This window comes from Xiashengella succiniciproducens, from assembly GCF_023674465.1.
In the GTDB taxonomy this organism is placed as follows: Bacteria; Bacteroidota; Bacteroidia; order Bacteroidales; family Marinilabiliaceae; genus Geofilum; species Geofilum succiniciproducens.
This window is the reverse complement of sequence record NZ_CP098400.1, coordinates 1288586-1314138: the sequence shown is the minus strand read 5'-3', so window position 1 is coordinate 1314138 and position 25553 is coordinate 1288586. Positions and strand designations below refer to the sequence as shown.

The following is a 25553-nucleotide window of genomic DNA, read 5'->3' as shown; positions in this document are numbered from 1 at the left end:
TTAGCTATATGCAATCAAAAATAATCAATTAATTCAAAAGGGCTATATTTGCTCATTTGGTAAATGCAATAACAGGAAGACTGTTTATGAACCGGACAGAAGGACGCTTACCGGCAGAGTATTTCAGGAAAGATGCATTGGATTTAGCACCTGAGTTTTTGGGACTGCAGTTGGTACGACGCTTTGATAATGGCGAGGAGTTGGTGTTGGATCTGACTGAAGTAGAGATTTACAGAGGTGAAGAAGACCTTGGCTGCCATGCAAGCAAGGGACGCACCCAGCGGACAGATATGTTGTATCATGAAGGCGGCAAGGTATATGTGTACCTGATATACGGGATGTACTGGCTCTTGAACATAGTCACCGGCCCTGCGGATCATCCCCAGGCTCTATTGATACGTGGCTCAAGACAAATATATGGTCCCGGCAGAATTGGACGGCTATTACAGTTAGACAAGAGCTTTTACGGCGAAAATGTTGGCTGCTCTGATCGTCTCTGGCTAAGGGAAAACCCGGCCTTTCAAATCCTCACCCCTTATGTAGTACCTGCTACACCCACCGGCACCCCAGGCATAATACACACTACCTTGGGCGATATCATCACCGCTCCCCGTATCGGGATCGACTATGCCGGTCCCAATTGGTCAAAGATTCCATGGAGGTTTACTCTACACTATACCCCATAACCACATTAAATAGCTAACACTTACATAAATTATCTGCACACAAACCATCCCCCGCACATTATACTTCAATAAACTCAATGTTTTCGATACCATCGGTGAAGATTAATTTCTTCCTATATTGAGCGATTTATACAAAAAAAAATAAAAGATAGCTTGCTTATAACCTTGATAATGTGTATTTTAGAGGTATTAAAATAAAAAAACAACACTTCACCATTTAGGTGCACAAGACTATCTTTTATGAGTACGAAGATAACAAAAATCGGCATTACAACCAATAAAATTTCTGGTCGTGGAGGGCTCCCTTTATTTCTTCGCTACACTGAGCAAATTGGCTTATATGGGCTAATATCGCGTAATGTTTCTTCTCTGCTTACTGGAAACAGCAAAGGCTTGCAGCTTCAACAGTTTGTAAAACAGATTGTTGCATTTTTTATAGATGGCACAAATATGGCCATAAGCAGTTTTGATCAAAGTAAAAAGGATGAAGGATATGCATGTTTGCTTGAATGCAAGACCGACCAATTGGCCTCTTCTCACCAGGTCAAACGTTTTTTTGGGAAGCTGTCCGTTATTTCAAACTCGGTATTCAATAAGATACTTAATGAACTGTTTATCTGGAGGCTTCACATATCCAAACCCAAAGTTATAGAACTGGGCATTGACACCATGGTTTTGGATAATGACGATGCTGCGAAACGCGAAGGTTGCGAGGTCACTTACAAGCGTAAGAAAGGGTTTCAGCCACTTCATATATGCTGGGGCTCGTTTCTGATAGACGTGACCTTTAGAAAAGGAAGTGCTCATTCCAATCATGGATCAGATTACACCGACAGGGTACGCTCTATAGTAAATCTGATACGCAAGAGATACTCCAAAGAAGTCCCTATTGTGGTGTGCGCCGATAGTGGGTTTGCGGATCAGAAAGCGTACGAGATATTCGAGCAAGAGCTTAATATACATTACATTACAACAGGAAAATTGTACAATGATGTTACTGAATATGTAAAGGCTTTACCCATTGACACTTTGGGCAAAATCACTAAAAATAAAGCAGTCTGGCAATTTGCGGAATTTGCCAGCAAGTTGAAATCCTGGTCCAAGTTTCGTCGTTGCTTTTTTACCAGATTGCACCGGGATGATACCGGGCAGTACGTAATGGAATTTGGTAAGCCTGACAGCGTCATCTATACCAATATCGGGAACTGTCCTGTCGCTGACAAAAGGCTTCGGGCATCCGGTGGAGATGAGTGGTTTAAAGCTGATACCATCATACGAAAATCACACCAAAGAGGAGCCGACGAGTTGATACATCGTAGCATTAAAGAGCTTGCTACCAGAGAACAACTTCCTTTTAAATCCTTTGGAATGAACAGAGCCTATTATTTTATGCTGGTAGTTACACACTTTATTTTCGAAGCATACAAACAAGATGTTACCGCAGAGGTTATTCCGGTAACCGTATATCCTAATACATTCAGAAGAAAGCTTATTGATTTTGCTGTCAAGATAACCTCAAGGGCAAGGAGTATTGTCCTGAATGTCACCAGAGTAATTTATGAAACGATAAATATTGAAGAGTTATGGGAACGGTGTCAGTCACCGCCGAAAATTCAGTTTGCATAAGGCAGAACAACATACCTCAGGATTGTAAACCCGTAGTGGTAATGGGAGACTTATGTCCAGACCCATAGAAAATGCGATAAAGTTCGGTTTGAGTGAAAAACAGAACTGAATTTTCGTTGAAAAAGTACACGAAAGAAGCCTACCTCTGAGAAAATTTCCGTTTTTTTGAAATCAAGTGAGACGACGGGGGCAGGTGAAATTACGAATCGCTCAATTTAGGTTCTTGTCCCCCTCTCCAACGAATTTGAACTTCTTTCCTTCAACATCAAGGATAAGGTCTTTGGCAACTTCCTTTACGCTCCAGTTGCAGGGTCGACCATCAACAGTGACGACAAACACACCGTTATCGTACTTATGAAAGGTAAAATTTCCTTCCTCTGTATTGATACCAACAAAGCTTCTATTGGCCAATCTGGAAATCAGGTAATCTACAGCATAAACCATGGCTATAAAGTATTAATGGTTAACTGTTTGCCCACTTGCAACATAATAGCATTTGCGATAAAAATCAATATTAAGACTATAGAATTACATCATGATAGCAAAGAAATTCAAGAGGTTACACAGTCATAAATAAATTTCAACATCGACTTGCAACAACAAATTAGCAACAGCGTTAACACTTTGAAGTTACTTTGTTTTAAAGTAAATTTGAGCTGTTTTTTGGAGAGTCTTTATGTGACTCACCATGGCGAAGCCGTCCAATTAGTTGAGTGTTAGCTATACTGCACAAAAAGAAATAAATGAGCGATTACGATCTGATCATCCGCCCAAAGCGACATGCCTTTGATATAAATTTTAAGGAGATTTGGCAATACAGGGATTTGCTGTTGATGTTCGTCAAACGAGATGTAATAACAGTATATAAACAGACCGTCTTAGGACCAATCTGGTTTGTAGTTCAACCTATTCTAACAACAATAACTTACATAGTAGTATTTGGGAATATAGCTAAAATCAGTACTGATGGAACTCCAATGGCTCTATTCTACCTGAGTGGGATTGTGATTTGGAACTATTTCTCTGAGAGTTTCACGCAAACCAGTGATACCTTTATGCAAAACTCCCAAATCTTTGGTAAGGTTTACTTTCCCAGACTTATTATGCCTTTGAGTAAAGTAATAAGCGGGCTAATTAAGTTTTTTATCCAGCTCTGTTTCTTTCTTTTGGTATATGCTTATTACCTAATTAATGACCCTGGAGTCGTTCAACCGAATTGGACAATTGCATTGATTCCTTTTTATGTACTGATTATGTCAATGACAGGATTGGGGTTGGGTATCTTGTTTACAAGTATGACGACTAAATATAGGGACTTGAAGTTCCTTATCACATTTGGAGTACAATTACTTATGTATGCCACTCCGGTAATATATCCAATGAGTACTATACCCGAAGGTAAATTCAAGATGATACTACAATTAAATCCATTAAGCCCGATTGTTGAGAGCTTTAAGTATAGTTTTCTTGGTGCGGGGGAGTTCAGTTTAACCGGATTAGCATATAGTCTTGGATTTGCATTGGTAGCTCTATTCCTTGGTATGATAGTATTCCACAAGACTGAGCGTAACTTTATTGATACTGTATAACAGATAATGAGTAAACCTGTAATTAAGATAGAAAACCTCTCCAAAGTTTACCGTCTGGGAGAAGTTGGAACTGGCACTCTTGCCCACGACCTTAACAGGTTTTGGCAGATGAATGTGTTGGGTAAGGAAGACCCTTATGCAAAAATTGGACAGGTAAATGACCGTACCCAAAGAGCCCAAAAAGGTGAGCACATAAGCGCCTTGCGTGATATAAATCTCGAAGTCCAACAAGGAGAGGTACTTGGTATTATCGGCAAGAATGGCGCAGGCAAATCAACACTACTTAAGATACTAAGTCGAGTTACCTCGCCTACCACCGGCAGCATCAAAGTAAAAGGTCGGCTAGCCTCCCTTTTAGAAGTAGGCACCGGCTTCCATCCCGAAATGACCGGCCGCGAAAACATCTACATGAACGGTACCATCATGGGCATGCGCCGTTGGGAAATCGACCGCAAACTCGACGAAATAGTAGAATTTGCCGGCGTAGCCAAATACCTCGACACCCCCACCAAACGCTACAGCTCCGGCATGACCGTCCGCCTCGGCTTCGCCATCGCCGCCCACCTCGAGCCTGAAATCTTAGTCGTAGACGAAGTCCTTGCCGTTGGCGATGCAGAATTTCAAAAAAAGGCCATCGGAAAGATGCAGGATGTGAGCACAAACGATGGAAGGACAGTGTTGTTTGTCAGTCATAATATGGCGAGTGTGCAGACACTTACACATAGGTGTATTGTATTGAAAAATGGAGAAAACATTTTCGATGCTGATACTCCTAGCGCTATCGAAAAGTACTATGAAATAAATACACTACAAGATAATAGATGGATATGTAATTCAGACAATGGAAAGCCTATTCAGATTCAAGAAGTAAAAGCTACAGATGGAACTGGAAAAATAAAAACAGATTTTGAAACACATGAAAGGCTCTTTGTCCATATCAAATATGTTGTAAGGGAAAAAATTAGAGGTGTAAATATTTCACTTAATGTACACACTTCTACAGGCCTCCATTTAATGTGTATGGAGGATACAGATACTTTTATTGAACACCTAGGCTATAGAGTTCCTGGATTATATGAGACTTCTGTTGAAATTCCTATCCAGATGTTAAACAAAGGGAATTACCAGTTTAGAGTTGGTGCAGGAGTACCAAGAGTAGAAATATTTGATAGAATTGAAGGGTTTGCTTTTTCTCTTATCGACACAACGACTACAAATCATACTTCTCATCGTGGGGGACTAATAATGCCCATGACAAAATGGGAACTCACTAAGCTTCAGTAGGACAGAATAATACAGAATAAAGAATGGTTTGAATAGTACGGTTTTCTATAATAACAAACACAATCTGAAATAAAATCTTGTTAAATCACATTGTCTTTATATACATGCTTCATGAATAGAGAAGAAATAATAGAAATTCTTCATCGACTAGAAGAAATATATGAAGTGGACAAGTGGAATATTAATGGAATAGACCTGTGGCCAGTTATTCGCATAAGTTATGCTTTTAAGTTACTGAGTCAAAACGAGACCTGTTATATAAACAATAAGTATAACGAGAAATCAAAGAATCCGTCTTTAATAACAAAAACCATAAGATATTTTTACTACGGTGTAAGAAATAAACTGCATAGAATTGCATTATACATAGAAGACATTTGGGCAAGAAGGTACTACAGGATGACTATTTCAAATTTTGACACGAAGTATATCTTCCTTGGAGCACATTCACATAGAGTAATGCTAAATGGAACCGTATATAATCGATTCTTTGACCCACTAATTGAGCAATCAAAATTAAACAACTACCTTGTTTTTGAATACGATGGTTATAATACAAAGAATAGATATCCCGCAAAGGAAAAGGTAGTAGACTTAAATAAAGTTATAAAAGGTCATAATCTAGAAAGGAATTTGATAACTGAACTAAATCGTTGGGAACAGTTGCTAGATTTTACTAAAGATCAGGTAGTGGATAATGGCTATTCTGAAGTCGCTAATGAATTCGTATCATACATAAAATCCCCAAACACAGTAAGAATACTTAACCTACTATTAAGTCAATATTTATTTTGGAATAAGTATTTTGATACACATAAGGTAAAAGTAGTATATACCCTATGCTATTATTCCATCCCAAATTTCGCAATCTACGCTGCAGCAAAGGCGCACAATATCAAAACCATAGAAGTACAACATGGTCCACAATCAAAATATCATCCAGCGTTTGCGGCATATTCCAAAGTGCCTCCAATGGGATATAATACATTACCAGATGTTTTCTGGTGCTGGGATCAAGAATCAACAATTGTAATAAAAGATTGGAATAGTAGTAGGCATCAAGCGATTGTTGGAGGACATCCATGGCTGGAGGCTTGGAGGTTAGGGCTATTTAAATTCAAATTAGAAACCAATTGTAAACCAATCATTCTTTATGCTTTGCAAACTTTTCCACTTGAAGATGCTTTCCCAGGGTTTCTTATTCGAACAATAAAAGAAACGGAAGATTTGCATTGGATAATTCGCCTTCATCCTCGAATGAATAATATTTCATTGGACATTAAGGAGCTCCTTGAAGTAAATAAGATTAGTAATTTTGATATTCATAAATCAGACCTGTATCCATTACCAGCAGTATTATCGAAGACTGCTGTAAATGTAACTTTTTTCTCAGGAGTGACAATAGAGGCTGCACTTATGGGAATAAAGACTATCGTTATAGATGAAAGAGGCATTTCGTTCTTCACAAATCTAATTAACCAAGGAGATGTGATTCCTTTTTTGTCAAATGACCATATCGAATTTGCGAATCTCATAAGATCTGTTATCTCAGAAAATTGTCAAGATACAACTGGTTATATACATCCATGTATGAGTATAAAAACATTTATGGAAATTAATGAATAGAATAACAAACTTTATATTAAGTCCCACTAGACTTGTTAAGCATTTAGTGCTTTACACGTTGCATCTACTTTATAAGTTTTCAATATGTAATTGCTTTCACCTAATTGGTATTAAACTTGGTGCTCATGTCGCAATTAAGGGCACATACATAAGTAGAAATGTAACAATTGATAAGCACACTAAGCTATTTCAATCATCAGTTATAGGGAATACTTATGTTGGAGAAAGTTGTGAGATCATAGATTCTGAGGTCCATGGTAAAATACACATAAATGATTCAAGCCAAATCCTTAGCTCAAAGTTATGTGGTACTATAAATATAGGAAAAGAAAGTCTAATAAATGGTGCAAATATCAATGGAGATTTTACTTGCAAAGAACATCTGAGGATATTTGGACCACAAGTAAACATCTCTGGAAATGTTGACATAGGACGCTACTCAAGTATAAGTGGACCAAACTTTGATATTTTTTCAAGAATTAATAAAGTAAAAATTGGTTCGTTTTGCTCTATTGCTCGGAATGTCTCATTTCAGGAATACTCACATTATACCAATAAACTATCCACTTACTTTATTAATCAACATTTATTCGGACAGAGTATAGATAAGGACATAAACTCGAAAGGTGACATTGTTGTAGAGAACGATGTTTGGATAGGAGCCCATTCTGTAATACTATCAGGGGCTCACATTTCAACTGGCGCAATAATAGCAGCAAATTCTGTTGTAAATTGTTATGTGCCTCCTTATTCAATAGTAGGGGGCTCACCGGCCAAAATAATCAGGTATCGTTTTGACACAGATGTTATTGATACCCTTTTGAGGCTAGAGTGGTGGAATTGGAGTAAGGAAGAAATACATAAGCATAAAGATATCTTCAACCTTGATTTTTCCAAACCAGATAACATAAACATTCTGAAGTCAACCTTTCCTGTATAGATTAGGGTGAAAATTACTTAAATGTACACATTAGATATTATCGGATGGATAGAAATGTGCTGCGAATGTAGCTGTAGCCTTCCCCAGAAATCAGACTGTTATAAAATAGACAAACTATAAACCTTAGACAGTCAAAGAAGAGCAATGAATAAATCAAGATTTACAGAGAATCTGATAGTATAGATTCTCAATGATAATGAAAGTGGCATATAAGTTCAAACCCTATGTAGGGAGCATGGTATAGCCAGAACGACATTATATAGTTGGCTGATGAAGTATTCGGGTATGGATGTTTTGCTGTGTGTGGTATTATAAGAGCAATCTCAATGATGGTGAGATAATCGAGAAATTGCAAGATTTGGCACAGAGAAGGTCTATGCGTGTTTTTGACGATTACATGTTTAATAATTTATCCGAGGTTAGGTGTCTTGCCTCAGAGTGGATGGATGACTTAAACTGAAATCATCCACAGAAATCATTGTGAGGAATGTCTCTGTTGGATTACATAAGAGGTGAAAATATCGGCCATATTTCAGACTGCAAAGGAAGCTCGCTGCTAAAACCCATCAAGGATATATAAACGGCATAGTCCCTCAGCCTTCCTTAACAGAACCTCTCAGCTCGCTGAAAATGCAATAGAAAATATGACACAAAGAGAAAAAAGCCTGCTTTTAGTTTGTCTGAAAAATGGCAAGTCTTCAACATTAGCTGAATATTAAAAATAAAAGACCCTTGCATCTCTCACTACGTAAGAGAAGAACTGCTCAAAGGGGCAAATAGTTGTCGTAATTTGGGCTTTATAAAATCCAAAGGAGACTACATCTAATTCTTTGACTCTGATGACTTAATGCATAAAGATTTGCTAATACTAGTGAATTGATATTCTTTACATAGGCAATTGTAAAAATAAAGATGAACGAGCCTCGTAAAAGTGCGTGATACTAAAAAAATAAAAGGATATGAATTAAGAACTTTGGAAGTTTGGGCAGGTGATGACGAGGAGGTGTTTTGGTCTCGAAAAGATGACTTATTATCCAAAATGATAAAGGAAACAAAATAACTACGGCTCAAACTATACTTACAATCAGACTTAAATACTTTTGCAAGTTTTTTGTCCCTTCAAAATCCTTTATTTACGGCTAGAAAGTTGAGCCGAACTCAATCTTCCACTGGGCGGATGTGCGCATTTACGGTCATGTTGAAACAGAATCGTGAAGCCGTCCTTTACAGCTTCCTGTGGCTGAGCCATTATATGCTCACTTTCAAAAACTAAGCGCAAAACATAAAACCTATCAAAGAACTGACAATAACAACTTAGGCGAACTTTCCTCTTTTATTGAGCAAGTGCAAGATCAAATGATTGAATTTGTAGAAAGCAGAAAATAATGCCCATGCACGCTATTGGATCAAAAATCAGGCTTACTGCCTACCCGAGAGTGTATGAAAAAATTATCGCATCCAAATACGCGCCCCAGGTTGGGGCTGATGGCCATAAACTTCCACCGGAAGGTGCAGAATACACCTTTAAGAGAATAGACGGCGAAATGAAACAATCTTTTGAGCTGTATCTCCAACTGCCCGGCTCGTTAATAGAAGAAATATTTGATTAAAACAGCTTTAAATCCACAGAAAAAATTAGTTAAAAATTTCCAAAAATTGCAAGCCATAAAAGAGACTTCACAAACACCTCTAATCTCAATTATCATTCCTTCTTATAACAGAGAAACGTTAATTGGGGAGACGCTTCAGTCAATCATTAACCAGAAATACACGAATTGGGAATGCATAATAGTTGATGATGGTTCAACGGATAATACAATTCATGTAATAAAAGAGTACACTGACAAAGATGATCGAATCAGTTTCCATTTAAGATCAGCTAGCCCCAAAGGAGCCAACACTTGCCGCAACATTGGATTTGAGAATTCAAAAGGAGATTTTATCCAGTTTTTCGATTCCGATGATCTGATGGACCCTTGTTTATTAGACAAGAAGGTGAAGATATATCAATCAAACCCCGATGTGGAATTAATCATATGCAAACACAAGCTATTTCCAGCAGAGCACCATTTAAGTAAAATTCCAGTCAACATTCAATCAACAAACTATCTTAACGATTTTGTTGCTGAAAAGGTGAAGCTAAATACACCAAACACACTTATAAGAAGAGAAGTAATATACAGGTCTGGAGTGTTTAACACAACTCTACTAAGAGCTCAGGAGGTGGAGTTTTTTACAAGAGTTTTATTAGTTACCAAGAAAATCAAAATTTTAAATGAGGATTTAATATTTGTCAGGACTCATGAAAACAGCATAACTGGTGCATACTTAAACCAATCAATAAAATATGTCCTATCTGATGTAGAATCCAGGCTCATGATTTTCAAACAAATTTCCGGCAACAGTCTAATTAAAGAAGACGCAATAGCGCATCTTCAAAAAATAGTAGCATTTAACTTTTATACTATTATCAAAACAAAACGTATCGAGCTATTCCTGACAACATTTGCAGACCTATTTAAAAGCAATCTATACAGAACAAAAAAGTCAAATTTTATAAAATTATCATTGTTTGGAGCTCTTTTCCTTTTAACAAATCGATTTCAACAATATTTATACAACGCACTGAAAGACTTTCATTAAATGACCAACATTACCCTCGTCATAACAAGTTGTGGCCGGCTGGATCTGCTTCAACGCACCATTGACTCACTTTGGCAATACTATCAATTTCCCAAAGATCGCTTTATCATCATAGAAGACTCTGCCAACAAGGCTGTAGCAACCGAACTTCAATCTATTTATGGACAAAAAGCTACAGTAATTTTCAATGAAAAGAATATTGGCCTCTTGGCCTCAGTAGATAAAGCCTATAGCTATGTGAAAACCCCCTATATATTCCATTGCGAAGACGATTGGGTTTTTTACCGGCCGGGTTTTATAGAAGAGTCAATAGCGATGCTGGAGGCTGACCCAAAACTTAAGCAGGTAAACCTGCGCAGCATTCATCACGATTATATTAAGAACCACCCCCTCGACATTGAAAAAGAAAGACTTGAAATAGCTGGGACGACTTGCTATAAGGTAAGAATGCCAGAAAACTTCGACAAATCAGGCATAAAAACTCAACTCCCACTGCATGAGTTGGACTGGTCCTGCTTTTCGTTTAATCCAGGTGTTGTCAGGCTCAAGGACTATGCTGCCACCAAGGGCTATAAGAACATTGCAGAAAGTGAGGCCGAAATTTCTTCTTGGTATAAAAAAAGAGGCTATTATATGGTTGTATTAGAGAACGACGCCGTACTTCACATTGGTTGGGGCCACAGCCTTGAAGGCCACGACCCCAAAACCTACTCATTTTCAAAAAGACTTAGGAACTTTGTAAAAGCTGGCCTAAACATATTTGGGGCTAATTGGAAATATGAAAAGGGGTAACATAAAACTACATACTTTTAACACCTACCTACAGGGAGGAGCAGCCTACGGTGCCATAAACACCTTCGAAAACTTAATTAGTACTTACCCTGAAATTGACGGGACTTTCTTTTATATGCAAGACCTCAGCAACGGTCAAAAACTTCAAAAACTCGCAAAAGAAAAATACGCCCAACGACATCCTTTATCTTTAAACACCTCTATTGCTAAACGGCTATTACACTCAATAAAGGCACGCAAGCATTACAAAAACATTCAAAAAAGCCTTAAGCATCGCCCAAAGTATTACGAGCAATTCAGCACACCCCATCAATACTACTCAACCCCTTACAATTGGTTTGCTAAGCAACTGCCAGATATCATTCATCTAAATTGGATTGCCGAGTGGATAGATTATGAAAGTTTCTTCAACTCAATTCCCAATCATATCCCAATAATTTGGACCCTACATGATCAGAATCCAATGACTGCAGGTTGTCATTACAGTTGGGAATGCCAAAAGTATTTGAAGCAATGTAATCAGTGCCCACAATTGGGACCAAAAGACAAACCAGATTTAGCCCGCATCAGTCATAAAATTAAAGCAAATGCGCTTAAAGAAAAGAAGCTTCACATTGTAGGGGATAGTGAATGGATAACACGTGAAGCAGAAAAATCCACCATACTAATGCATGCAAAGAGTTTCCAAACCATCCATTACAGCATAGACTTTAATATATTCAAACCGACAATAGCCAAGCAGCAAACCCGAAAAAAACACAACATTCCCGAAAACGCCTTTGTGCTTTGTTTTGGCGCTGCTGACTTTACCAACCGCCGTAAAGGGTTTAATGAATTGATCCAGGCGCTCGAACAAATTAATAAGGACGCAACCAATGTCCACTGTTTGGTTTTTGGTGCGGGTAGTCTAGTACTTAACCAAACCAATCTGCCCCCAATACACCTAACCGGTCACCTGACCCCTAAAGAGCTTGCTGAGGTTTACGGGGCCTCTGACATCTTTGTCATTCCATCCCTGCACGAAGCTTTTGGCTTAACCGCCATTGAAGCAATGGCATGTGGAACCCCGGTCATCGGCTTTAATACCGGAGGCATTCCCGACTCCGTAAAAGAAGGAGAAACAGGATGGCTGGTTGAAGCAGGTAACAGTCAAAATTTAGCGGCGAAAACTATCTGGTTGACCAGAAATTCCAATGAAGTAAAAAAAACATCCATAAACTGTTCCGCATACGTGAGTACTCATTTCTCATCAAATAATGAAATTGAAAAATACAACACTCTTTATAATGCCGTTATAAACTCATAATGACCAATCCACCCAAAATATCCATAATAACCCCAAGCTTTAATCAGGGCCATTTTTTGGAACAAACCATTTTATCCATTCTGAAGCAAGATTATCCAAACTTAGAATATATTATCATCGACGGTGGCAGCAAAGACCAGTCGATTCCTATAATAGAAAGATACGCTACCAGGCTTTCGTTTTGGGTCTCCGAGCCAGACAATGGGCAAAGTCATGCAATAAATAAAGGGTTCCAAAAAGCAACAGGTGATATTATTGGATGGATTAATAGTGACGATCTATTATTGCCCAATACTCTAAACACCATTGCAAAGCTATTCATCGACCACAATCCCGCTTGGATTACTGGTGATTGCATCGAAATAAATGAGCACTCAGTAGAGACTGGGAGATATACCACTGAACTACCCAACACCCTCTACGATTGGCTGAATCTGTTTGCTAGAGGTTTCAGCTACAGCATCATTCAGCCAGCCACTTTTTGGACCCGCGAAGCACTTGACAATGTAGGTTTGCTCAACGAAAAATGGCATTACTCCTTTGACCATGAATTCTTTTTTAGACTATTCAAGCACTATGGTTCACCGCTGTATATTAACCAGCCCCTAGCAGCGTTCAGAATTCACAGCCAAAGTAAAACATCAACATCTGCCAAGATTTTCAAGAAAGAAAACAAAGCCATAGCAGCTCATCATATTTCTGCACTAAGCCTTAATCAGCAACTGAAGTTGCGATTAATTAAACTGCTTAAGTAATACAAAATGCCCACCACCATCTCCATAATCATCCCCACCTATAACCGGCGGCACCTCATCGGCACTACCATCGATAACCTGCTGCAACAAACCCACCCTGCGCACGAAATCATAGTGGTAGACGATCACAGCACCGACGGCACGGTCGAATGGCTCAAAACAACTTATGGCAATAAACTAATAGTGCTCACCAATAAAGGCAAGGGACCGGGCGCTGCACGTAACACCGGTTTTCAGGCATCCACAGGCAACTACATCAAATTTTTCGATTCCGACGATGTAATGACCCACAACACCCTTGAGGAACAATTACACGCACTTCAGGCCAGTCAGAAACAATTTGTCACCGGACCCTACACCTACGGGCAACAAATAAACGCCCAATGGCAATCGACCAACAAGCTCCTGATAAACTACCACGGCTTTCCAAAAAGCAAGCCCCTCTATCATTGGATGATTTGGGGACTCTTCATTCCCATACCAGGAATGTTGTTCAAACATAGTTTTTTAGAAGAAGTTGGCCCCTGGCCCGAAGAATGCATCACCAGTGAAGACTGGGCATACCTTTGGCGTATGGCTCTTCGGGAGCCATACCCGGCCCATACCAATAAATGCTACTTCATATACCGCGTACACGAAGCCCAAAGCACCGGAAGCAACTTAGACGACCAGAAAAGGGATAAGGAAAAATTTCAAATCCTCAATGAAATATATCAACACGATGTAAAACATGGCAACTTTACCCTTTGGCAAAAAGCCCTGTTTCGTAACAAATTCTACCAGATAGCACGAGTAACAAAAGACCCGGTCTTTCGAAAGGAACTGCTCCATGCTGCAGGTCCCGGCCAATCTCTTATATGGCAATACTACAGGACTAAGATGAAGATAGGACGCGTTAAAACCAAGACCGATTGGCAACCGATGCATGGAGTTGAGGAAATCAAAAGAACAAAGCTTTAAAAATGATTCCCCGCTAAACTCAAAAAAGGAAATTTATAATCAAGCATTTATATTATTGAGTTAAAGTCATGCACTTCTCCTTAGTCTCCACCATTTTCAACGAAGCTAAACGCCTACGGCAAACTATTGCTGACCTGGAGGCACAAACCATTAAGCCAGCTGAAATCATAATAACCGATGCAGGTAGTAGTGACAATTCTTGGGAAATACTAACCGAATGGCAGCAGCAATCAGCAGTCCCCATTGTACTGCTGAAAGAAGAAGGCTGTAATGTTGCAAGAGGCAGAAATATAGCGATAAAGGCAGCAAAATATGATCTCATTGTCAGCACCGATTTTGGCTGTAGGTTTCATCCGGAATGGCTTCAAAGTTTGATTCGACCTTTTGAGGAGGACAAAACCCTTCAAGTTGTGGGCGGGGCCTTTAGTGTCATTGAAAAAAATGTGACTTCACTCCCGGCAAAGTCGGATTTCATTCTTCAGAACGGCTACCCCATTGTTTTGGACGATTTTTTTTCCGTTTCAAGTCGTTCCATTGCCTACAAAAAGCAGGTCTGGGAAGAAATTGGTGGTTATCCCGAATGGCTCACACTGGCTGCCGACGACACCATTTTCTGGAAGCTGATTAAACGCAAGAAATACAGATATGCTCTCGTTGAAAAGCCTTATGTGTATTGGGGCAGGCATAAGTCAAATAAAGCCTTCGCAAAAGAAGCTTATCGCTACGGGCTGGGCGATGGAGAAAGTAAAATCAACTATCGAAATTTCTGGAGCAATCTAATAGAAACGGTACTTCGCTATAGTATGTTTGTCCTTCTTATCCTCTTATTATCGCTGATTGTTTTGGGTTTTGCTCCCTGGTACATCCTATTTACCATCATCCTGCTATTTCCAGGACTTCGCTCCTATAAAAATGCCTTTAAAAACTGGTCACAACTCAAATCGACCAAATACAATTTCAAAGTGTTTTTAAATGCCTTGTGGCAACTCGAATTAAGCCGTATTCAGTACCTAAAAGGCTACATCAAAGGCTTAAGCACAAAAGACCCCGCGAAGATTGCAGGACGAGTCGCTTTATGGCAAACACTCCATAGACCTGAATCAGACAACTAATGGGCCGCCATAAGCAAGTAAACATCGTCATCTATGAGTCCTCCGCACACGGAGGATGCTACAAATATGCCATTGAGTTATTTAAAGCCTATCGGCAAACCAAAGGCGTAAATAAAGTTTCACTTCTACTCCCAAGAAATGCGGAATATGGAAGTTCAAAGGATGGAGTAGAAAAAATACTACTGCCCGACAACAAACAAGGAAAGAAATGGCATTTTCTTTGGCGCCAGTTCGTCAATCCCTGGCTTCTGTTCCAATACCTGAAAAGGCACAACACCGACAACATGAGCAGGACTTTTGTCCTGCTCAATGATTTTGAACAGACCAGCGCTCCATTGTGGGCCCCACTCTTTCGCTTATTTTTAAAAAAGTATTGGTTTGGTGTTTTCCTGCACGATGCAGATCGGGATGGCTATCCACCCTCACCGCAATTTTCTGCCTGGTGCATGAAAAATATGATGCGCCTTATGCACATTGGCCTTTACCATGGCAGCTTACCCGAGCGGACTTACTACAAAAACACCAAAACACTTTTCCAGAAGGTGGAACATGGACTGTATGCTCCGGCAAAACCCGATGAGATACTAAGGAACCAACTATCCACTTGGAAACAGGCATTCGGCGGACCTATTCTTATAATTCCCGGACACATCAGAGCGGAAAAAAATTACGAGCTGGCATTTGAAGCCCTTAAGGGAAAAACAAATATAGGTTTGATTATAGCCGGGAGTCCGGCCAACAGCACCTATTCCGTGCGTGCGTTAAAAGAACTTGCCACAAAATGGGGCGTTGATAAACAGCTGCTTTGGATTGAAAAGTACCTTACCGAAGAAGAAATGACAGCAGCATTACAGAGTGCTGACATTGTGTTGCTCTATTATGCAGCCAGCTTTCATGCCCAAAGCGGAATTTTAAATCAGGTTGCCCCTTTAAAAACCCCTGTTATCACAGGGAAATTGGAGAATGCACTTACCCAGACAGTGGAACAATACAATTTGGGCTGGACCATTCCCGCAGATAGTGCCAGTGCACTATCTGAGTTACTAAATAAAATTCACCCGCAGGACATCCAGGCAGACTGGGAGGGCTATTTCGCTTCTGCTGCTTGGGAGAATCAAACGGCTTTGGTTACATCTTTAATAAAAACTTTGCCCCTGCAATGATTCAATATTACCAAATCGCCTTCTGGATCTTGCTGGCCGTTGCCGTTTGGCACTACTTCAAATACAACGATGAGTTTTTGTTGCTGCCGGTAGCCTTTTTCTATTTCACAGGCATCCAGAGGTACTTAGCCGTAGCTGAAGGCAAGGCAGAATGGGTGCGGGTGGCCTACACAAGAAACATTTTTTCTCCAATGACCGACGAGAAGGCCATGGAGGCGATGTTCCTTTTTGCCATGGGGACAGTTATCCTTGTGCTCAGTTACCGCATCTTCAACAGGAAAGTGCAATGGCCCCGCTGGCAGGTAGATAATAATGAGGTTTTTACCGCATTTATTAAACAGCACAAAAGCCTAATCCTTGGCCTGTTTATTTTCTACATATTTCTATATACCATTACTCGTCCTTTGATAGGAGGCTCAATTGCACTTGGTCAAAGCTATTTTTTATTACTACCAATGGCTGTAGGTGGATTTGTTTTATTGGCTTACTTAGTTTTTCGTTCCTACACCTGGCAAGAAGATACTGGTGTAAAACTTTTATATCTGGGTTTGATGATATATGCCATCATACAATCATATCACCCCGGTCAGCGTTTTCAATTTTTATCCTGGATGGTCTCCATTGGTGTATTAGTAACGAAAGACTATAACACCAAACGAAAGATAAAGTACTACATTGCAGGTGGAATGCTGGTTCTTTTCTTCTTTTCGTTAGCCGGGGTGATGCGAAAAACGGATGTCAGCAATCTCTCAATAAGTCAACAATGGGAATTGGCTTCTGCACGGACAGAGAGTCGCGAAGACCAAAATATGCTGGACGGCTTTATGATGGTATTGGATGTTTATCCGGAACATCTTAACTATCATTATGGTGGCGAGCACCTTGAAATACTGATGCGGCCTATTCCACGAGCAATCTGGCCGGGTAAGCCACTGGGCGGATACGCAAACAAACTGGGGCTAAACCAATTAGAGAAAGGAACTGTCGGGATTTCCCAGACTATTTATGGAACCTTTTATGGTGAAGGTGGCTTTTGGGGAATTATTATATTTTCAGTACTTTATGGCTGGCTTTTCGTTAAATTGTTTCGAATGGCAGCACGCTACAATTCTGACCTCTATTGGTTGATAAAAGGTATTATCTTGGCGTCCTTCATTCCAATTCTTAGAGGCGGTGACTTACCCGGTATTGTTGCCTTTATTGGCATGAGCTACTGGCCTGTTTTCATTATGATTTATTTGTATAACAGGCATTTGAAGAAGTTAGGTCTACAATAGGAAATAAGTGTATATTTCCTATTGCTCATTACCATTTAAAGCTATCAGAAAATTAATGATTATGCAAAGCCATTCAGGTAATAATCTCCTCCTCCTTTGGGACCGCATGGGCGACTATCACCGCGCCCGCTGGCAGGCGCTGAGTCAACTGGTTGGTGCGGACAACTGTCTGGCGGCGGACTACGGCATGGGTGATGGACTTTACCAATGGGAAAATACCAGGCAGAGCGATAAGTACTTTTGCCTGGTAGCTAAGCCGGTGGAAGAGGTAGGGGCCTGGGAGGCCTTTTCTGCTTTTCGGCAACTGGTGAAGGAGCAAAACATAACGCACGTTTGTATTCCCGGTTATGGTCGGCCGGCCTATATACTGATGTTGCTCTGGGCCCGACTGAAGGGACTTCAGGTATTGATGTTTGCTGAATCGTGGTATGCGGGCAACAGACTGGTAGATTGGGCTAAGGGTTTACTGATTAGCGCAACGGCAGATGTCTGCTTTGTATCGGGGAAAAGGGCGGCCGCTCATTTTTCGCAGCGCTTAGGATTTCCTGCCAAGCGCATCATCGAGGGCTACAGTGTGGTGGACAATCAGCATTTTGCCCATAGAAAATCAGAGGCTGCAGCCAGCGCCAAGCCGCAACTTTTGTGTGTGGCGCGGCATGCACCGGAGAAAAATCTGGGCTTACTGATCGATGCCTTTAAGCAGTCGCACCTGGCCTACACCTGGCAACTGCGTATTGTAGGGGGCGGTCCACTTAAAGAAAACTTAAGTCAACAAATTGGGGACAGCGATGTGTTGCTGGACGACTGGTTGCCCTATGGTGACTTACCGGACATGTATGCAGCGGCCACTTGTTTCATTCTTCCCAGCAGTTTTGAGCCTTGGGGCTTGGTGGTCAATGAGGCCATGGCCGCAGGGTTGCCCATTATTCTGTCCGACGCGGTCGGTGCTTTGCCCGACTTACTTACTCCTGAAAACGGCTGGTCTTTCAACCACAACAGCGTGGCCGATTGTGTGCGCTGTTTAAACCTGTTAGCTGCCACTTCTCCCGACCAGCTTTCTCAAATGGGCGCTTCGTCCCGACAAATCATCCAGGCATTTACACCCGCAACGTGGGCCGACAAGGTTTACCTCTCCTATTTTTCTTATCTTAGCGCAAAGTAATTGTTCAGATAAAACCTATGCAGAATACGCACACGCTGATAATTGGTGCAGGCATCAGTGGCCTTTCGGTGGCCCGTATGCTTACACAAAAAGGCATCGACAACATTGTTTTGGAGCGGGCGTCCAAACCGGGGGGACTGGTAAAATGTGACGTGGTTGATGGTCACTTGTTTCACCGTGTAGGGGGCCACGTTTTTAATACCAAGGTGCAGGGGGTGGCCGACTGGTTTTGGGACCAGTTTGTGCGCGATGAGGAGTTTTTGAGTGCCCGCCGCAAGTCGGGCATTTTTTTAAGGGACCAGTTGCTGGGCTATCCCATCGAGAATTATCTCTACCTGCTGGATGAAGCCACCATCCGTAAGATATTTGGGGAGCTGCTCAATCTGGAGCAGCAAGGGAAACGGGAGCCCATGTCCTACCCCAACTTTGAGGCTTTTCTGTTGGGGAATTTTGGTCCGACTTTGTACGAGCTGTATTTTAAGCCATACAACCACAAGATTTGGAAGACCGACTTGAGTCGGGTGGATTTGCCGTGGCTGGAGGGCAAGTTGCCGATGCCCAACAGTCGGGAGATTATTATGAGCAACATTCTGCGTAAGGAGGAGGCGAATATGGTGCACAGCAGCTTTTATTATCCGCGCAATAGGGGCTCTCAGTTTATTGTCGACCGTCTGGCTGAAGGCTTGCAACTGAATACAGGTGTGCAGGTCGAGACACTGGAGCGTTTCTCCGATAGCTGGGTGGTCAATGGTCAATGGATGGCGCAGCAGGTGGTTTTTACAGGTGATCTGCGTAAGCTCCACGCTATGCTTCAGGGGCTGGATGCTGGTCTGCTTTCGGGCGTGGAAGCATTAAAAGACTTGCGCTCTAACGGTACCAGTAACCTGTTGTGCGAAACTGACCCAACAGAACATTCCTGGATATACTTACCTGATGGCGACCTTCCGGCCCACCGCATTATTTACACCGGCAATTTCAGTCCCACCAACCACCCTGTAGGAAGTCGTCCATCTTGCACAGTTGAGTTTTCAGGAAAGACCAGCCTTGAGTCAATGAAGGCGACATTGAAACGCCTGCCGGGAAATATGAAAGTAATCGACCACAACTTTGAGCCTAATTCTTATGTGATTCAGTACCGGGGCGACCGTCAACGAATTGCAGCGGTAAGGGATGGGCTGCGCGAGGAGAATCTTCACCTTGCCGGCAGGTTTGCCGAATGGGAATACTACAATATGGATAAGGCCATGGAACGGGCTATGGAAGTGGTGGCCGACATTCAGCAAAAGGCTTAGACATGTGCAAGGCTAAGATTGTTTTATCGCACAGCGGCAAGCAGCACAGCTATCAGGTGGCCCGGGCCTTGGATGCACTGGGTATGCTCGATCGCTTTTACACCAGCAGCTACATTACCAACAAAAAGTTACAACAATGGCTGATCAGCCGCAACGACCAATATTGGACACGTCGATTTGTAAAGGGTTTAGGGGGCAGTAAAGTAAGTGCCAACTGGCGTTTTGAGCTGCCAGAGGTGTTTTGGCGATTGAAAGAAGGCAAATCACCACGGGCGCAACGTGCCGTTTACCGTAGGGACGAACAGTTTGATGCGTATGTGGCTGCACGATTAAAACGACATCATGGAGCCAAAGTCTTTTGGGGTTTTCAGGGAAGCTGTCACTCCAGCTTAAAGACAGCCCATGTACTGGGCATGGAGGCTTGGTGCGAATTGGCCACGGCTCACGTTACTGCAGCTCAACGGATTTTGGGTGAGGAAGCCCGTCTTCAACCAAAGTGGGCAGAGACCATTGATAATCTGATATTTCCGGCTGCATATCAAAAACGCTTGGAGGAGGAACCGCATTTAGCTACCAAGGTTTTGGCAGCCTCGGAGTTTACCAAAAATACATTACTTGAGGTCGGTATTGCTGCTGAGAAGATTGATATCCTGCCCCTGGGCTGCGACATTGAGCATGTCCCATATTTGGAATCTGATGTATCAGACTTTCCGCAAAGGCCTTTACGGGTACTTTATGCTGGAACACTTACGCAGCGCAAAGGACTCAGCTATTTGTTGGAAGCTATGGTCGCGCTAAAGCAACATGTGTTAGCCAAAGAAGTAGAATTTCATTTCATAGGTGGAATACAGGGTAATACAAGTTTAATACAACCTTACCTTAGATTGATGCACTACCACAATCCTATTTCACAGACCGAGTTATTCAAAAGATACAACCAGTACGATGTTTTGTTGCTGCCGACTATCTTTGAGGGTTTCGGTTTGGTTATTGTGGAAGCAATGGCAGCCGGCCTGCCGGTGATAACAACCCCGCACTCTATTGGTCCGGAACTCATCAATAATGGATCAAATGGCTTTATTATTCCCATCAGAGATGCCAGAGCTATTGAAAAGGCAATAATAAAAATACGCAATATGGATAGCGACAGCTATATGCAGATGCGCAAGGCAGCACGCAAAGCGGCTGAAAACTATTCATGGCAGACTTACAGTCAGCGACTGGAAGCCATGTTACTTCGTGAAGATTTGATATAACCCTTATTCTCTGCTCCATGCGCATCATAAACCTAATCGACAATCTGAGTCCGGTCAACTTTGGTATCTGGAATGCGGCGCTGGCAACGGCTCCTACGCTGGAAGAACAATACAACTGTCTTTCCTATGTATGGTATCCGGCCTTGGAAAAAGAACCGGAATTGCCTTCGGTACAAAAACGTGCTTTCAGCATCCTCTCTCCCACCAGTTTGAAGCAGGCACTATTGGAAGGGAATTTCTCCCCTGCCAACACCCTTATAGTGAGTCACGGTTGCTGGCAGTTCCCCACCCGCTGGGGCCATGCCCTGCACAGAATGGGTTACAAATGGATAATGGTTCCGCACGGCATGCTGGAACCCTGGAGCATGCAGCAAAAGCGGTTTAAAAAGTGGCTCTACTTTTCGTTGCTAGAGCGGCGCTTGCTTGCTAAGGCAGATGTCATTAGGGCGGTAGGCACCCCAGAATTTAACAACCTCCAAAAAATGCTCTCCGCCAAAGTAGCATTGATTCCCAACGGCATTCCGTCGCTTCATCAACCACTCCTTGAAAAACCCACCAGTCCACGCCATTTCCTTTTTATGGCACGCCTACACCACAAAAAGGGCCTCTTACCCATGGTGCAAGCCTGGCTCAAGAGCAGCCTCGCAAACAACAACCTTTACCTACTCACAATTGCGGGTCCCGACGATGGCGAACTACCCGAATTAAAAGCTCTGCTTGCCTCCTCCGGAGCGACCAACATCCAATATGTTGGTGCAGTCTATGGCGAAGATAAAGAAGTCCTGTTGCAACGCAGCCACTTTTACCTGTTGCCCAGCTTCAGCGAAGGCTTCCCCACCAGTCTACTCGAAGCCATGCAATATGGACTGATTCCTCTGATGACTCCGGGCTGCAATTTTCCGGAAGCCCTGCAAGCAGAATTGGCCATTGCCATAACGCCTGAAGAGGCCACCATTCTAAAGGGGCTCAATCAGGCTGCAAAACTATCCTCGGGGGACCTTAATAACTGGGGCCAAAAAGCGGCTGCCTTTGTAAATCAGAATTACAACCTCAACCACATTGCCGAATTGCAATACAAGCTCTACAGAGCCATGTTGGAGAAATAACAAGAACTTATGCTCTTCAACTCCCTCGACTTCGCCCTCTTTCTACCCATAGTGTTTGTACTCTATTGGTTTGTTACGGCACGTAATTTAAAACTGCAGAACTTGCTGATTGTGGTGGCCAGCTATGTGTTTTATGGATGGTGGGACTGGCGCTTTCTGTCGCTGATCCTGTTCAGTACGCTGGTCGACTATTTGGTGGGCCTGGGCCTGAGCAAGCAGGAAAATCTGTTGAAGCGGCGGGTATTGTTGTGGACCAGCATCGGGGTTAACCTGGGCTTCCTGGGCTTTTTTAAGTACTACAACTTTTTTCTGGACAACTTTATTGAGGCCTTTTCTTTCTTTGGCAGGGACATCAGTCCCAACTCCCTGAACATTATCCTGCCGGTGGGCATCAGTTTTTACACCTTCCAGACCTTGAGCTATTCCATTGATGTGTACAAGCGGAAGCTGGAGCCTACACGCGACTTTATTGCCTTTGCTGCCTTTGTGAGCTTTTTTCCGCAGCTGGTGGCGGGTCCTATTGAGCGGGCCAGCAATTTGCTGCCGCAGTTTTATGCCAGGCGCACTTTCGAGTACAGCAAGGCGGTAGATGGCTTGCGACAGATTCTTTGGGGCTTATTCAAAAAGGTGGTGATTGCCGACAACGCTGCCGAGTTTGCCAATATGTTTTTCAACACTCCGGCCGACTACCCGGGCAGTGTGCTGTTTTTGGGTGCGGTGTTCTTTGCCTTTCAAATCTACGGGGATTTCTCGGGCTACTCGGACATTGCCATTGGTACGGCGCGCTTGTTTGGCTTTTCCTTGATGCAGAACTTTGCCTTCCCCTACTTCTCGCGCGACATGGCGGAATTTTGGCGGCGCTGGCACATTTCGTTGAGCACCTGGTTCCGCGACTACCTGTACATTCCCTTGGGCGGCAGCAGGGGCAGTCTGGCTATGAAGGTGCGCAACACCTTCATCATTTTTGTGGTGAGCGGCTTTTGGCATGGGGCCAACTGGACTTTCATCGTATGGGGTGCGCTCAACGCGCTGTACTTTTTGCCTTTATTACTGGCGCGTAAAAACCGCACACACTTGGGTCCGGTAGCAGAAAACCGCATCCTGCCTTCCTTAAGAGAAATCTGGCAAATGGCCAGCACTTTTGCCCTTACGGTATTGGCCTGGGTTTTTTTCCGGGCAGAGGACATGGCGCATGCCATGGCCTACCTAAAGGGGATTTTTTCCACCTCGCTGTTTACAGTGCCAAAGGGCGCGCATTTTCTGGGCTCGGCCATGCATCCCTTTGTCTTATTCTTTCTATTGGGCTTTTTTATCTTGATTGAGTGGTTCGGGCGCAAGGAACAATATGCCATTGGGGCAACTCTAAGCAGCCAACCCCGCTTTTTGCGCTGGCTCTTTTATGCCTTACTTATTTTTATGTTGGGCGTGTTTGCCCAAACCAATGAAACGCCGTTCATTTACTTTCAGTTTTAGGAGCCATGAACAAAGAAATACTGAATTTGCTTAAAAAGGGTTTGCTGTTTGCAGCTTTTGCCATTCCGGCCTACTTGGTCCTGCTGCTTATTACAGCCAACTGGGCACCTGATCCTTTAAAGCGCAACATAAATTTCAGGATGGGCTCTTACGGCCACATGCATTCACGCTTAAAGGAGGTTCGTGAAAGCGGGCAGGTGGAATTGCTTTTTTTGGGTTCTTCGCATACCTACCGCGGATTTGACACCCGTCTGTTTGAGGCGGAAGGCTGGAGGGTTTTCAATTTGGGCTCAAGTTCTCAATCGCACCTGCAAACGCAGGTGCTGTTACAACGCTACCTGCAATCACTCCGTCCCAAGCTGGTAATTTATGAGGTGTATCCCGGTACTTTTGCTACGGATGGCGTGGAATCCTCAACAGATATCTTGTCGAACGATGTGGTGGATCGCTACGCCTGGACAATGGTACTAAAAACACCGGGTTTGAAAGTCTTCAACACACTGGTGCCGGCTTTGTGGTCCGACTGGACTGGTCAAAAATCGACTTATATTGAAGAAGCGGTAAAGGGGCCGGACACCTATGTGCCAAGGGGCTACGTAGAGATGGAACTACAGCATTACAAAACGGTGCGGGACACCTCATCCCGCGAGTGGACCTGGCGGTCCAAACAGTTGCGTGCCTTTGCACAAAATCTGGAAATGCTGAAGGATGCGGGCGCCGAAGTGCTTTTGGTTATGGCTCCGATTCCTCCGGGGCATTACCGCAATTATAAAAACACGGCAGTCTTCGACAGTCTGATGCAGAACCATGGTCGCTATTACAACTTCAACGACCTTATGTTACTCAACGATTCCCTCCATTTTTACGACGCACACCACCTGAATCAACTCGGCGTGGAGGCCTTCAACCGGGAGTTGATTAAATTATTGAAAGATTATTGGCTTGCACTATAATTTCTTTGCAGAGAATTTCGTATGAATTAGTTAAACACCTAAGGAAGACTTATCCTTCAGGTGAAAACAAACAATACTAACTATTCTCTTTCAGATGGGCTCTGAGATTTACGCTTGATCAAATCCTGCATATCTATTGGTGGTAATAAATATGGCCCCAAAGGTGCAGAGGCAGTCAGAGTGTTGATTGCTGCCCTCAAATAACCTATTACTATATTAACTGAAGAAAAATACTTAAGGTTTTTAGTAATGTTTTCATCCAGATCTGCTTGTTTTGGAATTGAAAATGATGCTCCTCCCTCAATAAATATTTTGTAACCGTGTTTTGGTCTACTAGAATTATTCACCCCAATCTTTGCAAATACGAAGAATTGCTCCTCATCCACTGCACTATGTGAGAAATCGATGTCAATTGCATAGTCTTGAAAGAAAAAATCAGGTGATTTAGATTTATTCTGCTTTGAAGGAGGAATAAACCTAAATTCCATGCCCAAAACAACAAACCTTAAAAGCTTAATTGGAGATTCTTTCGCTTCCATACTCAACTACATA

The 25553-nt window shown here is 42.4% G+C and carries 23 protein-coding genes; 21 read left to right on the top strand and 2 right to left on the bottom strand.

Going from position 1 to position 25553, the window contains the following annotated elements:
* Positions 1 to 86: 86 nt before the first annotated feature.
* Positions 87 to 686, top strand: a complete 600-nt coding sequence (locus M9189_RS05500; RefSeq protein WP_250725240.1) for a DNA-3-methyladenine glycosylase — start codon at positions 87 to 89, stop codon at positions 684 to 686.
* A gap of 240 nt (positions 687 to 926) precedes the next feature.
* The gene (locus M9189_RS05495; RefSeq protein WP_250722148.1) at positions 927 to 2312 is read left to right on the top strand and encodes an IS1380 family transposase; all 1386 of its coding nucleotides are present in this window, start codon (positions 927 to 929) and stop codon (positions 2310 to 2312) included.
* Positions 2313 to 2522: 210 nt separating this feature from the next.
* Here M9189_RS05495 and M9189_RS05490 read toward each other — a convergent pair whose 3' ends face one another.
* Positions 2523 to 2756, bottom strand: coding sequence for a hypothetical protein (locus tag M9189_RS05490; RefSeq protein ID WP_250725238.1), 234 nt, complete (start codon positions 2754 to 2756; stop codon positions 2523 to 2525).
* A 299-nt stretch (positions 2757 to 3055) separates the two neighbouring features.
* Here M9189_RS05490 and M9189_RS05485 point away from each other — a divergent pair, with 299 nt between their 5' ends.
* The 19 genes from M9189_RS05485 (at position 3056) to M9189_RS05395 (ending at position 25001) form a co-directional block, all read left to right on the top strand.
* The gene (locus tag M9189_RS05485) at positions 3056 to 3901 is read left to right on the top strand and encodes an ABC transporter permease (protein WP_250725236.1); all 846 of its coding nucleotides are present in this window, start codon (positions 3056 to 3058) and stop codon (positions 3899 to 3901) included.
* 6 nt (positions 3902 to 3907) lie between these two features.
* A complete protein-coding gene (locus M9189_RS05480) occupies positions 3908 to 5185 on the top strand; it encodes an ABC transporter ATP-binding protein (protein ID WP_250725234.1) in 1278 nt (425 codons plus the stop codon).
* A 111-nt stretch (positions 5186 to 5296) separates the two neighbouring features.
* On the top strand, positions 5297 to 6811 hold the full coding sequence (locus tag M9189_RS05475; RefSeq protein ID WP_250725232.1) for a hypothetical protein: 1515 nt from the start codon (positions 5297 to 5299) through the stop codon (positions 6809 to 6811).
* Positions 6804 to 7751, top strand: a complete 948-nt coding sequence (locus M9189_RS05470; protein ID WP_250725230.1) for a CatB-related O-acetyltransferase — start codon at positions 6804 to 6806, stop codon at positions 7749 to 7751. Before M9189_RS05475 ends, M9189_RS05470 begins: the two co-directional genes overlap by 8 nt.
* 1391 nt (positions 7752 to 9142) lie before the next feature.
* A complete protein-coding gene (locus M9189_RS05465; protein ID WP_250725228.1) occupies positions 9143 to 9361 on the top strand; it encodes a hypothetical protein in 219 nt (72 codons plus the stop codon).
* A complete protein-coding gene (locus M9189_RS05460; RefSeq protein ID WP_250725226.1) occupies positions 9354 to 10394 on the top strand; it encodes a glycosyltransferase family 2 protein in 1041 nt (346 codons plus the stop codon). The genes M9189_RS05465 and M9189_RS05460 overlap by 8 nt, the downstream gene beginning before the upstream one ends.
* On the top strand, positions 10395 to 11186 hold the full coding sequence (locus M9189_RS05455) for a glycosyltransferase family 2 protein (RefSeq protein ID WP_250725224.1): 792 nt from the start codon (positions 10395 to 10397) through the stop codon (positions 11184 to 11186).
* The gene (locus M9189_RS05450; protein WP_250725222.1) at positions 11173 to 12492 is read left to right on the top strand and encodes a glycosyltransferase; all 1320 of its coding nucleotides are present in this window, start codon (positions 11173 to 11175) and stop codon (positions 12490 to 12492) included. Before M9189_RS05455 ends, M9189_RS05450 begins: the two co-directional genes overlap by 14 nt.
* 56 nt (positions 12493 to 12548) lie before the next feature.
* Positions 12549 to 13247, top strand: coding sequence for a glycosyltransferase family 2 protein (locus M9189_RS05445; protein ID WP_250725220.1), 699 nt, complete (start codon positions 12549 to 12551; stop codon positions 13245 to 13247).
* A 6-nt stretch (positions 13248 to 13253) separates the two neighbouring features.
* On the top strand, positions 13254 to 14207 hold the full coding sequence (locus tag M9189_RS05440; RefSeq protein ID WP_250725218.1) for a glycosyltransferase family 2 protein: 954 nt from the start codon (positions 13254 to 13256) through the stop codon (positions 14205 to 14207).
* Between the two features lie 68 nt (positions 14208 to 14275).
* Positions 14276 to 15319, top strand: a complete 1044-nt coding sequence (locus M9189_RS05435; RefSeq protein ID WP_250725216.1) for a glycosyltransferase — start codon at positions 14276 to 14278, stop codon at positions 15317 to 15319.
* Positions 15319 to 16482, top strand: a complete 1164-nt coding sequence (locus M9189_RS05430) for a glycosyltransferase (RefSeq protein WP_250725214.1) — start codon at positions 15319 to 15321, stop codon at positions 16480 to 16482. The genes M9189_RS05435 and M9189_RS05430 overlap by 1 nt, the downstream gene beginning before the upstream one ends.
* Complete coding sequence (locus tag M9189_RS05425) at positions 16479 to 17759, top strand: O-antigen polymerase (protein WP_250725212.1); 1281 nt, start codon at positions 16479 to 16481, stop codon at positions 17757 to 17759. The genes M9189_RS05430 and M9189_RS05425 overlap by 4 nt, the downstream gene beginning before the upstream one ends.
* Positions 17760 to 17820: 61 nt before the next feature.
* Positions 17821 to 18921, top strand: a complete 1101-nt coding sequence (locus M9189_RS05420) for a glycosyltransferase family 4 protein (RefSeq protein WP_250725210.1) — start codon at positions 17821 to 17823, stop codon at positions 18919 to 18921.
* A 17-nt stretch (positions 18922 to 18938) separates the two neighbouring features.
* Positions 18939 to 20213: a protoporphyrinogen/coproporphyrinogen oxidase gene (locus M9189_RS05415; protein ID WP_250725209.1), complete on the top strand. Its 1275-nt coding sequence runs from the start codon at positions 18939 to 18941 to the stop codon at positions 20211 to 20213.
* Positions 20214 to 20215: 2 nt separating this feature from the next.
* On the top strand, positions 20216 to 21469 hold the full coding sequence (locus M9189_RS05410; RefSeq protein WP_250725207.1) for a glycosyltransferase family 4 protein: 1254 nt from the start codon (positions 20216 to 20218) through the stop codon (positions 21467 to 21469).
* A 17-nt stretch (positions 21470 to 21486) separates the two neighbouring features.
* Positions 21487 to 22575 carry a glycosyltransferase gene (locus M9189_RS05405; protein WP_250725205.1) on the top strand — a complete coding sequence of 363 codons (1089 nt, stop codon included), beginning with the start codon at positions 21487 to 21489 and terminating at the stop codon, positions 22573 to 22575.
* 9 nt (positions 22576 to 22584) lie between these two features.
* Positions 22585 to 24048, top strand: coding sequence for an MBOAT family O-acyltransferase (locus M9189_RS05400; RefSeq protein WP_250725203.1), 1464 nt, complete (start codon positions 22585 to 22587; stop codon positions 24046 to 24048).
* A gap of 5 nt (positions 24049 to 24053) precedes the next feature.
* The gene (locus M9189_RS05395; protein ID WP_250725201.1) at positions 24054 to 25001 is read left to right on the top strand and encodes a DUF1574 domain-containing protein; all 948 of its coding nucleotides are present in this window, start codon (positions 24054 to 24056) and stop codon (positions 24999 to 25001) included.
* 80 nt (positions 25002 to 25081) lie between these two features.
* Here M9189_RS05395 and M9189_RS05390 read toward each other — a convergent pair whose 3' ends face one another.
* Positions 25082 to 25540: a protein-export chaperone SecB gene (locus M9189_RS05390; RefSeq protein ID WP_250725199.1), complete on the bottom strand. Its 459-nt coding sequence runs from the start codon at positions 25538 to 25540 to the stop codon at positions 25082 to 25084.
* Between the last annotated feature and the right edge of the window lie 13 nt (positions 25541 to 25553).